Origin of the sequence: Hanstruepera ponticola, from assembly GCF_002940745.1 — a bacterium.
GTDB lineage: Bacteria > Bacteroidota > Bacteroidia > Flavobacteriales > Flavobacteriaceae > Hanstruepera > Hanstruepera ponticola.
Window position 1 is genome coordinate 658108 of sequence record NZ_POTB01000001.1, and the last position, 12151, is coordinate 670258.

11 protein-coding genes and 1 pseudogene are annotated in these 12151 nt (G+C 33.3%); 3 read left to right on the plus strand and 9 right to left on the minus strand.

Going from position 1 to position 12151, the window contains the following annotated elements:
• Positions 1-20 precede the first annotated feature (20 nt).
• From C1S72_RS02835 to C1S72_RS14495, 4 genes and pseudogenes are all read right to left on the minus strand, one after another.
• Positions 21-1319, minus strand: a complete 1299-nt coding sequence (locus C1S72_RS02835; RefSeq protein ID WP_230401563.1) for a tetratricopeptide repeat protein — start codon at positions 1317-1319, stop codon at positions 21-23.
• A 72-nt stretch (positions 1320-1391) separates the two neighbouring features.
• Positions 1392-2021 (minus strand): DUF4331 family protein, encoded by a 630-nt coding sequence (locus C1S72_RS02840; RefSeq protein ID WP_104734159.1) that lies wholly within the window; start codon positions 2019-2021, stop codon positions 1392-1394.
• Positions 2022-2040: 19 nt separating this feature from the next.
• Complete coding sequence (locus C1S72_RS02845; RefSeq protein WP_104734160.1) at positions 2041-2703, minus strand: DUF4331 family protein; 663 nt, start codon at positions 2701-2703, stop codon at positions 2041-2043.
• Positions 2704-2848: 145 nt separating this feature from the next.
• Positions 2849-4099: pseudogene (locus C1S72_RS14495) on the minus strand (DUF4331 family protein).
• Between the two features lie 145 nt (positions 4100-4244).
• On the opposite strand from C1S72_RS14495, the gene C1S72_RS02860 reads away from it, so the two are divergent.
• A complete protein-coding gene (locus C1S72_RS02860) occupies positions 4245-5417 on the plus strand; it encodes an LETM1-related biofilm-associated protein (protein WP_104734163.1) in 1173 nt (390 codons plus the stop codon).
• Positions 5418-5428: 11 nt separating this feature from the next.
• Positions 5429-7303: a cytochrome-c peroxidase gene (locus tag C1S72_RS02865; RefSeq protein WP_104734164.1), complete on the plus strand. Its 1875-nt coding sequence runs from the start codon at positions 5429-5431 to the stop codon at positions 7301-7303.
• A gap of 5 nt (positions 7304-7308) precedes the next feature.
• Here C1S72_RS02865 and C1S72_RS02870 read toward each other — a convergent pair whose 3' ends face one another.
• From C1S72_RS02870 to C1S72_RS02890, 5 genes are read right to left on the minus strand one after another with little or no spacing between them, the layout of a single operon-like run.
• The gene (locus C1S72_RS02870) at positions 7309-8064 is read right to left on the minus strand and encodes a LytR/AlgR family response regulator transcription factor (protein WP_104734165.1); all 756 of its coding nucleotides are present in this window, start codon (positions 8062-8064) and stop codon (positions 7309-7311) included.
• 29 nt (positions 8065-8093) lie between these two features.
• Positions 8094-8423, minus strand: coding sequence for a 2TM domain-containing protein (locus tag C1S72_RS02875; RefSeq protein WP_104734166.1), 330 nt, complete (start codon positions 8421-8423; stop codon positions 8094-8096).
• Position 8424: 1 nt separating this feature from the next.
• Complete coding sequence (locus C1S72_RS02880; protein ID WP_104734167.1) at positions 8425-8736, minus strand: 2TM domain-containing protein; 312 nt, start codon at positions 8734-8736, stop codon at positions 8425-8427.
• Entirely contained in the window at positions 8736-10067 is a 1332-nt protein-coding gene (locus C1S72_RS02885) for a 2TM domain-containing protein (protein ID WP_104734168.1), read from the minus strand. The genes C1S72_RS02880 and C1S72_RS02885 overlap by 1 nt, the downstream gene beginning before the upstream one ends.
• Positions 10068-10090: 23 nt before the next feature.
• Entirely contained in the window at positions 10091-10714 is a 624-nt protein-coding gene (locus tag C1S72_RS02890) for a tetratricopeptide repeat protein (RefSeq protein ID WP_104735761.1), read from the minus strand.
• 201 nt (positions 10715-10915) lie between these two features.
• Here C1S72_RS02890 and C1S72_RS02895 point away from each other — a divergent pair, with 201 nt between their 5' ends.
• Positions 10916-12151, plus strand: a complete 1236-nt coding sequence (locus C1S72_RS02895) for an alpha/beta hydrolase-fold protein (protein WP_104734169.1) — start codon at positions 10916-10918, stop codon at positions 12149-12151.

Consider the following 12151-nt stretch of genomic DNA (forward strand, 5'->3'; position numbering starts at 1 on the left):
AGTTATAGTTGGTTTGTTGGTTAAATTCTTTTGATATCTTGCTCCATAACTGGTCCAAGTTCATAAAGACTTGCTTCCAATTCAGCTTTTAATTCCTTGGCTTTTTCATCCATTCCATTGGCTTTATAAATAATTGCCAAGTGATACATAGCAAGCGGTTCAAAAGTATAACCAACCACATAATCTTCCATAATGCTTAACGCCTTTTTAACATTTCCTTTTTTATAATAGCTCCAAGCCAATAAGTCATAGGATTGAGCCGTTGGTCTGTTTTGAACTTCCTTCTGAGCTAATTCAATAGCCATATTAACTGTTTCCTTTTCATTAACATACAATTCAATGTTGTAAGCATTGTACATGTCTCCATATAACTCATTTGAAACCAATTGCTCATAAGTCTTAACGTTTTCTATCTGGTCTTCTTCTTTATTTAAAAATTCAGCTATTTCAGCCTTAAGCAAATACAAATCTGGCACTTGATAATTGGCCGTAATGCTATTTAAAATACGCATGGCTTCTTCTGGATTACGTTCATAGGAATACACAATCCAGGCTATCCCTTTTTTGGCATAAGCATCATTAGGATCTAGTTCTAAAGCTTTGATATAATGGTTATAGGATTTTTGAATTTCTCCTGCATGTCCATAAAAATCCGCCAAATTGGTGTAAGCCCATTGCATGGTTGTGCTAATATTTGAAGATTCAGCAATTGCTGTGGCTTTTTCCATATACTTAATAGCCGCATCTAAATTACCTTCGTGATCGCTCCATTTGGAGAGTCTAATTAAATAATCAAAATCACTAAAGTTTTTGATACGTTCTAAATACTTTTTGGCATCTGCAGCGTTACCTAATTCCAATTGCACATCAAAAAGCATTTTGTAGGTCGCAGAAATATTTTCACCATTCAATTCTGCCTTTTTAAGTAGTTGTAAGGCTTCTTTAAAGCGGTGTTGCGAAATGTAATTTCTTGCAAGCATTCTTAAATAGCCTACATGGTTATAATTAGTTCGCTCATTAACTTCCAATAAGCTTTTTTCAGCTTGAATTAAGTGAACCACTTCTCCAGTTGCGTTGAATAATTGAGAATGACATGCTGCAATTTTGGCGAGATATGGAAACTGTCCTTCTTCTTTTTCTAGCTTTTTTTCCCAAAATAGTAAATCATTATTCACCATTTGCAACGCATCATTCTCGACTAATTCAAGGTAAGTATTGTATGTAGTTGGATCTGTTATTGTTTTATTGTTATCATGACAACTCATCATGACCATTAAACAGATTAATACGATTATATTTTTTGTTGTTAATGTCATCATATTGTGTTTTTTGTTGTTATTGTTGTTTTAATAAATCAGAGCACACCGTAGTATGCCCTGATTGGAATTATTCTACCAAGGAGACGCTAAATATGGAAAGTCGCTTAAAAAAGCTTTGTCATTAGCATCCACATTATCATTGGATAATGTTGGGTTTTCACTAAAGTCCTCGCCACCAAATATTAGTAATAACTCTACAGTTATGACGTCATCAGCTAAAGCGCGACCTGTAAGCACATTGGTTCCGTCAAAGAAGGTTGTTACTCCATCTAATGAAACGTTTAAAACATCTGTAGCTAAAAGTCCAGTAAAAGTTGCTGCATCAAGACCTAAAGCATTTGTGTCACCAGGATTGGCATATGCGGGACTTAAGGCTTCTAAATTATTCTGAAACATGGATTGAAATAATCCGTTTTGTTCAGAAGGCACAGTTACATTAAATAAGTCCTTACTATCAGAACTTACAAATACTGTATTTACTGCTGGTCTTCCCATTTGGTCTTCTTGTAAATAAACGGCATAAAAAGGACCACCTTTTTTACTTGCTATTTCCGTTTCAGACGAATTGGTTATCTCGTCCTCTTTACTACAGCTAAAAGCTACAACAGCAAAACATGTAGCAACAGCTATAATTATTGTTTTTTGAGCAAACACCTTTCTAACATTATTTAACAAAGCGTGTGTTTTTATAATAGTTTTCATGATTTTCGTTTTTTAAGGATTATTGTTTTCTTTTTGATTCTACCCACGTATTGATTGTTCCCGAACCACCTATCATGGTCTTTGGAACTTCTACAACTACTGATAGCACATTGGTACCAGCAAACGTGTCTGACCCAGGATTATTAAATCCAGATGCATTGCCACTTATAATAGCGCTGTACTGGGCAAAATCCATAAAAAACGGATCGTCTCTAGGACCGGCAAAAAATGACATACCATCTCTGGATGTACCTATAATTGCTGGTGAACCATAAGGCGTGATTTCTACTTTAGAAACATCGTTACCAAAGTTTGAAGCTTCAAGCGTACTAACTAAACCTGTTTGCGAAGGCGCTACAGGACCAACAAAAATCATTTTGTCGTCTTTTTTAATGGCTTGAATTACTAAATCCTCAACATTATCACCATTGGTGTCAATGTTAAATTCAATCATGACATTCTCGTCAAAACTAGCATTTGCTGTTGCATTTGGACTCAACAGTCCTTGCAGGTTAGCAACAAATACCATATTGTCTGTGTTTTTTCCTTGAAAAACATAAAAATCAGTAATATCGCTTGTACCGCCTTGTACTTCTGGAGCATCAATATGGTCTGCTGCGATAATGAATAAACCAGCGCCTAACAGCAAACTGATTCCAAAAATTTGTCTAAATCTTTTCATAATAAATAGTGTTTAATTAATAATTTATGTTCACAAATAATAAGGCAAATTGATAGAAATGGTTTGGGTTTAAGGCTGTGTTCATAACATTACTGGTTTAGATTAAGCATCAAAGTCAGGGCAGACTTTGATGCTTTTTAATATCCTACCAAGGGCTTGCTAGGTAAGGAAACGAGGTTAAGAACGGTTTGTCGTTTGCATCTACATTATCATTGGATAAGGTTGGATTTTCTGTAAAATCCTCACCCCCAAAAATCAATAACAACTCAACGGTTATCACATCATCGGTTAAAGCGCGACCTGTAAGAAGTGCACCAGAATTTGGATTGTAAAACGTGGTTTCACCATCCAATGATAGATTAAGCACATCAGTAGCTAATAGTGTAGTAAATGCTGCAGAGTCTTGTCCAAGAGCATTCATATCACCTGGGTTTGCAAAAGCAGGACTTAAAGCTTCTAAATTGGTTTGAAACATACTTTGAAAGGCTGCGTTTTGTTGCGTAGGAATAGTAGTATTAAACATATTTTTACTTCCACTTGAAACAAACACAGTATTCACTGCAGGACGTCCCATTTGATCTTGTTGGGCATACACACCTGAAAAATCAGGTTCATTATTGCCTCCACCATTATTTGGCGGTGTAAAGTCATCATCATTAGAACAATTAAAACTAATTGCTGCTAAAGCTAATGTCATTATTAGGTATTTTATATTTATAATTTTCATAATTTAAAGTCTTTTAGTTTATTATTGTTTTCTTTTTGATTCCACCCAAGTATTCACGGTTCCAGAACTACCAACCATTGATTTTGGTACTTCCACAACTATTGACAATACGTTAGTTCCTTGAAAGGTGTCACTGCCTGGATTATCAAATCCGGTAGCGTTTCCAGCTATAATATCACTATACTGTGCAAAGTCCATAAAAAATGGATCATCACGAGGTCCTGCAAAAAATTTCATTCCAGCATTTTGCTCTATAACTGGCGTCATTCTCGTAGAAATATCAACACTTGATTGTGTTGCGCTTGTCATAATAGAACTGTTTAATCCTGTAATTGAAGGTGCCACTGGCCCAAAAAAGTACATTTTACCATCTCTAGGAATAGCTTGAATAACGAGGTCTTCAACATTGTCCTGATCGGTATCAATATTGAATTCAATAAGCACATTTTCATCAAATGTGGCTGCGTCTGTTGATCCAGGCGCCAAAAGACCTTGTAGGTTTGCAACAAATACAACGTTATCTGTATCTTCACCTTGGAAGGCATAGAAATCAGTAACATCACTTGTGCCACCAGATACGGCTGGCGCATCAATATGGTCGGCTGCAACTAATAGGAAACCAGCAATCGCAAAAATTCCGATTCCCAAATAAATTTTCATGTTTTTCATAATGTGAGGTTTTTGTTAATTATTTTTGATTCTCACTTATACCTACGGAAAAACACGAAAGTCGGTTTTGTTAATATTTTGTTAAAGGAAAAAAGGCTTCTTCTTATGGATATAAAAATTATCTTTACCCAATAAAATTAATAGCATGAATCCATCGGCTAATGGCTGGATAAAAAAACTACTCAAGGATGCTGTTCTTATTGAAAAACTAAATAAGACAGCAATCATTTCTTTTTATGAAAGCTTAAGATATTGTGGCTTTATATATGGTAGCAATATCATGGTCATTGGTAACCTTATAAAAAATGATGACTTTACAAATGAGGAAATTTGTAAAATAAATTTCCTGTTAGCCTTTTATTATACACACCATATTTCTGATAGTAACGATGATTTTGCAGATAGTGTTATTGATTTTTACACTAAAATAAATGCACATAAAACCACTTTTTTTTCTGATTTATTGGGTGAAAAGAAATCAAATAGCCTATTAGAGAAAATAATTCACAAGCGCATTCAAATTGATGACAACATCATTGACAAAAGCTTTAATTACTTTATTACTAACGCCTTATTATTTACTGACATTTTAGCCTATAAGATGTATTTGAAGAACAATAAAATTTCTGAATCCTACATACAGAATTTTGAGTCATCTATTGAAACTATTGTCGTGGAAGCCTTAAATGCTAAAGTTGAAAAAAGCAATTATGACCATAGTTTAATAAATTTATTTGAACAATCACTACGCTATCAGCACAGTCAAAAAATAAGCTATCATGAAGCTATAGGTAAAATTAAAACAATTGAAGAATCTTACTATATAATTGATATAGCGTGCATGGCTACTTGGGGTGATTCTGTTATTGATAAGGACGAGAAAAAGTTTTTGAACCAATTAGGTCATGATTTAAAGTTGGATCATCACATTATTACCAATGCCATGGAGTCTATTAATTTTTTCTATGAAAAGCATAAAGATAAAATTGCATTATTAAGTTCTAAAAACCTTGTAAAAACCTTTTATGATAATTCGAGTAAAATGGTTAACAAACTGATTTCCAGAAACAGCAAACGTTTGTTAAATGAATTACGCGAAAGCAAGGAATTAATGAAATTGCTCACACAATCTACAGTACGTGACCTTAATGATGATGAGCAGAAAAAAGTAAACGAACAATTGCTTGATATTTTTAAATCCATACCTAGCCTGGCCATTTTTATGTTACCAGGTGGTGCTTTATTATTGCCTTTAGTAATTAAGTTTATTCCTAAATTATTACCATCTGCCTTTGATGATAACCGTATTGAAGACTAAAAAACTAATTCATGAGAGCCTTAACAGTTATATTTACAATTTGTCTCCTTTTTTCACTGTATAGTGTAACTATCCCAAATAAAAATTATAATCAAAACAACAATATACAGGCATCCAAATACTATTATGATAATTTAGTTGCCTTACAAAATGAGGTAAATACACTTACTGAAATGAGCTTGATAGATACCATTTCAGTAGATTCACTTCAGAAACAATTTCTTACAACCCGAACAGCCTTTAAAAAGGTAGAGTTTTTTCTGGATTATTTCCATTCAGCTTATGTGCATTGGTATATTAATGGTGGCCCAATACCTAAATTCAACGAAGAAACTACCCAAGTCATTCCTCCAAACGGATTCCAAACACTGGATGAGTTACTGTTTATTGAGGATGTACTTGAAGTCAGACCTAATATTAAAACACTGACTATTGAACTCAAGCAACGTCTCCAATTACTCACGAACAGTGAAAAAGGTGTTCGCATAAGGGATGTTCAAATAATGGAAGCTTTACGTTCAAGCTGTGTGCGTATTTTTGCTTTAGGTGTTACAGGTTTTGACACACCAGGTTCTGGAAATGCCTTAACAGATGCTTTAACCAGTTTGCAAAGTATGGAACAAACATTTTTATTTTTTGAATCTGATGATTTTGATAAAGATGAAAGGAAACACTTTAAATCCATTTTAAAACACTTCAAGAAAGGGCAAAAACAACTCAAATCCAGTAATGATTTTGATTCTTTTGACCGCATGTCATTTTTAAAAGAAGTTATCAATCCATTATATCGCGATATTTATGCTTTTCAAAAAGCTACTAATATCACTACTGATCGTTCTATATATCATGCTCAAAATTATGACGCTACCAACCTATTTGATGAAGATTTTTTAGATACTAACCATTATTCGCAATTCTCATTTTTACCATTAGACAATCCTGAAACTATTGCTCTGGGTGAAAAATTATTTTACGACACGAATTTATCAAGCGATAAAACCATGTCTTGTGCCACATGCCATAATCCACAAAAAGGGTTTGCCGATGGTCTTCCAAAAAGTAAAACGAACAAAACAGGTGTTTTTACGACCAGAAATTCGCCTACACTTATTGATGCGGCTTATGCTTCTCGCTATTTTTGGGACTTACGCGAATATGATTTAGAAAGGCAAGTCAATCATGTAGTTGAAAACAATTTAGAGTTTAATATTGACTTTAATTTAATTGCTGAACGCTTGAGACATGATGCAACATACAGAGCTATGTTTGATGCATCATATAAAGGCATTAATAAGCAAACTATTGACCAACGGTCTATTAGTAATGCCATTGCAGCTTATGTGAATTCGCTCACTTCATTCAATAGTGAATTTGATAAGTATGTAAGAAATGAGATAAAACAGTATCCCAAAGAAGCAGAAGCTGGTTTTAATTTATTTATGGGGAAAGCTGCTTGTGCAACTTGCCATTTTGTACCTGCCTTTAACGGCACAGTACCACCATTTTATGCAGAAACCGAATCTGAGGTTTTGGGAATTACTCAAGGATTTGATACTATAAATCCTATACTGGATAACGATTTAGGACGTATGCAAAATAACCTAGGTAAAGAAGATTTACAAATGTTTAAGCGTTCTTTTAAAACAGTAACTGTTAGAAATGTTGCGTTAACAGCTCCTTACATGCATAACGGCAGTTTTGAAACTTTAGAAGACGTTATAGAGTTTTATAATCATGGTGGTGGTTCTGGTATGGGATTAGAAATTGACAATCAAACCCTTTCTCCAGAACCTTTGGGTCTTTCGTCTAGAGAAAAGCAACAGCTTATTGCCTTTATGAAAACATTGACAGATACTACGGGTTTAACTCATCCTAAATTAAAGTAATAAAATTACTCCAACCAATTCTTAAAATCTCTAACACGCTCTCGTGCTACAATAACTTCTTGTTCGTTATAGTTATTTAGTTTTATTTGAAGTCTTGAATTGGTATAACTTACCATATCTTTTATAGCATTTATATTTACAAAAAACTTTCTGTTTATTCTATAAAACATTTGAGGCTCCAACTCCTCCTCCAATTGATCCAAAGTCATATCAATGAGATAGTTTCTACCTTCAATAGTATATAAATAGGTGCCTTTATTTTCGCTAAAAAAACATTCTATTTCATCAATATTAATGAGCTTTAAGTGCTGCCCAACCTTGACAGAGAATCGTTTTTTGTATTCGCGTTCTATTGGATTGATCAATAGTTTCTTTATATCATTAAAATCTATTGTAACTTGTTGTTTTTGTGGTTGATTTTCCTGATATTTTTTTATGGCTTTATTCAGTTCGTCCTCATCAATAGGTTTCAATAAATAGTCTATGCTATTAAGTTTAAATGCCTGAAGTGCATATTCGTCATAAGCTGTTGTAAAAATGATTGCAGATTTCACTTCGACAGCTTCAAAAATTTCAAACGACAAACCATCACTCAACTGAATATCTAAAAATATCAAATCTGGATGTGGATTGTTTTGAAACCATTCAATCGACTCTTCAACAGAATGAAGCATGGTCTCTGCTTGAATAGTTAATTTATCTAACATACGCTGCAACCGCCTTGCAGATGGTTTTTCGTCTTCAATTATTATTACGTTCATTAACTTATAATTTATACAGAATAATTAATTTATTCCCAGTACTTATTTTCTTTATCAAGTAACTCTTTTATCTTTCTATTCTCCCATTTCTTTGAGAATGACATGTTCTTTCCAAACACTAAAAACCAATGTGTTAAGATACCTATTCCCCAAAAAATAGCCATAGAAACTTGACCATATCCCATTCCCCAAAAACCGTATTGCGTATAACTTGACATGTCATTTGAAACAACTAAAATTAGTATCCATATCAGGTTAATAACGAAATACACAAACAAATGAACATAAAAGCCTTTTATTTCCTTTACTCTTTTTTCTGCTTTCCGTAATTGGTAAGGTTTATTTGAATCTTGATTCATATCAACTCCAGTGTTTTTTATCGCGCTCCATAATCGCTTTAATTTTGCGTTCCTCCCAATTCTTCCCTAATATAAAATTGGGTAGAAAAACTGAAAGACCATGCACTGCTAAACCTATTCCCCAGAAAAATAGCGTGAAAAAATTTTCATATTGAAAGTAACTCTCTCCAGGACCTAAATTTTGTACATTGATAATGACTATCATTAAATTTATGACCACATAGACCAAAGCATGTGAATAAAACCCTTTAATCTTTTTTACGCGCTTTTTGGCACGTTCTAGCCGTTTTTGTTTATCAAAATTTGATTCCATTAGTTCCAGTTTTTACGTTGATTTTCTTTCTCCAAAATTTCTTGAATTTTACGCTCCTCCCAGTTCTTTCCATAACCAAAAACTCCGAAGGCATGGAAAACTATTCCCATTCCCCAACCCAAAACAGGAAACCAAAACCATTGGAAGTTCCATGATGTTCTATAATTTATAAAGATTAGAAAGGGTATAACCACTATGTAAGAAATGATATTACCATAAAATCCCTTAATCTCTTCTACGCGTTTCTTGGCCTTATAATAAGCCTCTTCTTTACTATTTGTGTAATTTGATTCCATAATTGATATTTGTTTTGTAAGCATAGGAATTGCTACTGCAAAACGGTTTGCTTGTTGATTGATGTTTACTTTTCTGTTTGTCAATAATTGGTAGCGTTGCATGATATTACTCAATCCTACACCACTACTCTTTTTTATAATTTGTTTAGGTTGAAAATTATTTTCGACTATTAAATCTCCTTCATCCTCATAAATTTTAATATGTAATGGTTTACTTGATGTAACGGTATTGTGCTTAACAGCGTTTTCTAATAACAGCTGTAAAGACAAAGGCACTACCTTACTTTCAGGATTTGAAGCTTTATCAGGGATTTCAAAGACAATACTATCTTCAAATCGCATTTTAAGAAGCATCATATAGGTTCTGGCAAAATTCAATTCTTCATCAACTGAAACCAAATCCTTATTTTTTTGCTCCAAAACATAGCGATACACTTTAGACAAAGATGTTGTAAAACGTTGTGCATTATCAGGGTTCTCATCAATTAAACTGGTAAGTACATTTAAACTATTGAACAAAAAATGTGGATCCAATTGATTTTTTAAAGCATCAAATTTGGCACTAGCCGTACCTGCTATTACCTTCTGTTCTTTAATTTTATTCTGTTGATACTTATTATAAAAGTAAATGACATGAAAAACCACAACTATACTCAAGGTAATCCATAGTCCAAATTGATACGGTTTCCAACTCTCATTATTTAAGAATTGATCAAAAGAATTATTATAGTAATACAATGAAGTGAGCATTCTTAAAAAGAATAACCCGATTAATGTAATAACAACAGAACCAAATAAACCAATAGCAATACGCTTAATGCTTTCGTTCTTTTTCCAATTTCTTGATTCCAAAAACGTAAAGTAATACATATTAGAATACCCAAGTACAAAAGCATACAACTGATAAAACACAAAATTTATAAGAAAATCTTTAGCATCATCAAAATTGAATCCATCAGAAAGAAAATTTCCAATTAAAAAAACACCAACTCCAATAAAGAATGTAATAATGATATTTTTTACATGTTTGTTCATACGTTGTAATCAGAATTCAATAATTATTTTTTGCATTCAGCTAACACTTGTTCAGCACGCTCCCTTCCCCAATTAGGCGAAAATTCAGTTTCAGGTTCAAAACTATCAAATAGCTCAATTGACTTTTTGATATCTTCACAATATGGAGCTGTATCTTTTCCAAAATAGCGCGCGCTTCCCATATCCCATTCAGCTTTATTATAGACTACTCTTGGGTTTTTAGGTGCCAAACTTAATGCCTTATTATATATTTCAGCAATAATCCCACCATATTTCATACCATAGGTTGCACCATCAAAGGCTACCCAATTAGTATAAATATGTGCTTGCAGGACCATAATTTCAGGATTATTTGGGCTTTTACTTTTTGCTATGTCTATATATTCTTGTGCTTTATCCAATTGAGCCTTAAGCACATTAATATCCTTTTCTTCCCAACTTTTCAAACTATTAATTTGAGCTACATAATAATAAGGCAGCCAGGCATCTTTTTCTGCTTTGGCAATGCGTTCAAATAATTGTTCAGCAGCAGTCATGTCTCCTGAACCCCAGAGCTCAAAAGCTTTAGACATGCCTTTTTCATACTGATTTTGGGATTGTACATTAACAAAAATTAATGCAAAAGCAATAAATAGTAATTTCTTCATAATGATGGTTTTAGTGTTATACTGATCGTTATTAATTGACAGGTACAAATATCAATATAAATCAAAGAGAAGTAAAATGGAAACATCTGAACTGTTATTTTTTTATGATGAATTGTTAAACTTCGTTTGTTAGGCTCAAATTTTTATACCTTTAAACAACCTAAAGTTTCCTTTGCCTGCTTTTTATAACTCAATTACAAAATGAAATCACTAATCTGTTTTGCGCTAGCCAGTCTCTTATATTGTTTTCAGGGAACGGCTCAACATATCGATTTTGGCATGATAAATATTGGTTCTATTGACACCATTCAATCAACCGTTTTAAATGAACCTCGTAGGTTATGGGTGCATGTGCCACTTACTGAACCTAATTCTGGAGAGCGCTTTCCTGTTGTATATTTACTAGATGGAAGTGCGCATTTTCCATCAGTAGTTGGTATGATTCATCAATTAAGTACTATTAATGGCAATACCATTGTACCTAAAATGATTGTAGTTGGTATCCCGAATACGGACAGGATGCGTGATTTAACGCCTACAAAGGATTTAAATATGAATGAACCCAATACCTCTGGTGGTGGGGAAGCATTTATGGATTTCCTTCAGAAGGAACTTATGCCTTATATTGACGAGAAATACCCAACGAGTCCTTACAAAGTATATATTGGTCATTCGTTGGGTGGACTAACTGTAATTAACACATTGTTAAAGCGTCCTGAATTATTTAACAGTTACATTGCTATTGACCCGAGTTTATGGTGGGCTGAATCTAGCACACTTAAGGAAGCTTCAACGCTTTTAAATTCGAAACAATATTTGAATGAAAAATTATTTGTAGGCATTGCCAATACTATGGATTCAAATATGACCATTAATACGGTTATAAAAGATACAACACAAACTACGCAGCACATTCGAGATATTCTTGCATTCTCAAAAGAAGTTGTTCCAAATTCAACTAGCGGATTAGATTTTAGTTACAAATACTATAATGAAGACACCCATGGAAGTGTCCCTCTAATCTCTACCTATGATGGCTTACGTTATATTTTTGGATGGTATGATATTGACAATGATTTAATCCCGTTAATAATGAATCCAGAATCAAATGCTGAAACTGTTATAAGCAAAATAGAATCACATTACGCGACCGTCTCAAATAATATGGGATATACCATATTACCTGACGAAAGCTTGATTAATCAAATAGGCTATGGTTGTTTACAAAATGATTTACCAAAAAAAGCTGAAGCCTTCTTTAAATTAAATGTTAAAAACTACCCAAACAGTTCTAATGTATATGACTCATTGGGAGATTATTATGCCGCTGTTGAACAAACCGACAAGGCCATTGAGGCCTACCAAAAAGCTATGAATACAGATGGTGGTAATAGCTATTCGCAAGAAAAGTTAGATACCCTTAAAAAGGGCAACTAA

What these genes read in the sequence shown, in the direction of transcription:
- C1S72_RS02860 (WP_104734163.1), top strand. Translation starts at nt 4,245, where the DNA reads ATGAATCCATCGGCTAATGGCTGGATAAAAAAACTACTCAAGGATGCT.
- C1S72_RS02895 (WP_104734169.1), top strand. Translation starts at nt 10,916, where the DNA reads ATGAAATCACTAATCTGTTTTGCGCTAGCCAGTCTCTTATATTGTTTT.
- C1S72_RS02845 (WP_104734160.1), bottom strand. Translation starts at nt 2,703, where the DNA reads ATGAAAAGATTTAGACAAATTTTTGGAATCAGTTTGCTGTTAGGCGCT.
- C1S72_RS02870 (WP_104734165.1), bottom strand. Translation starts at nt 8,064, where the DNA reads ATGAACGTAATAATAATTGAAGACGAAAAACCATCTGCAAGGCGGTTG.
- C1S72_RS02885 (WP_104734168.1), bottom strand. Translation starts at nt 10,067, where the DNA reads ATGAACAAACATGTAAAAAATATCATTATTACATTCTTTATTGGAGTT.
- C1S72_RS02835 (WP_230401563.1), bottom strand. Translation starts at nt 1,319, where the DNA reads ATGATGACATTAACAACAAAAAATATAATCGTATTAATCTGTTTAATG.
- C1S72_RS02840 (WP_104734159.1), bottom strand. Translation starts at nt 2,021, where the DNA reads ATGAAAACTATTATAAAAACACACGCTTTGTTAAATAATGTTAGAAAG.
- C1S72_RS02875 (WP_104734166.1), bottom strand. Translation starts at nt 8,423, where the DNA reads ATGAATCAAGATTCAAATAAACCTTACCAATTACGGAAAGCAGAAAAA.
- C1S72_RS02865 (WP_104734164.1), top strand. Translation starts at nt 5,429, where the DNA reads ATGAGAGCCTTAACAGTTATATTTACAATTTGTCTCCTTTTTTCACTG.
- C1S72_RS02880 (WP_104734167.1), bottom strand. Translation starts at nt 8,736, where the DNA reads ATGGAATCAAATTTTGATAAACAAAAACGGCTAGAACGTGCCAAAAAG.
- C1S72_RS02890 (WP_104735761.1), bottom strand. Translation starts at nt 10,714, where the DNA reads ATGAAGAAATTACTATTTATTGCTTTTGCATTAATTTTTGTTAATGTA.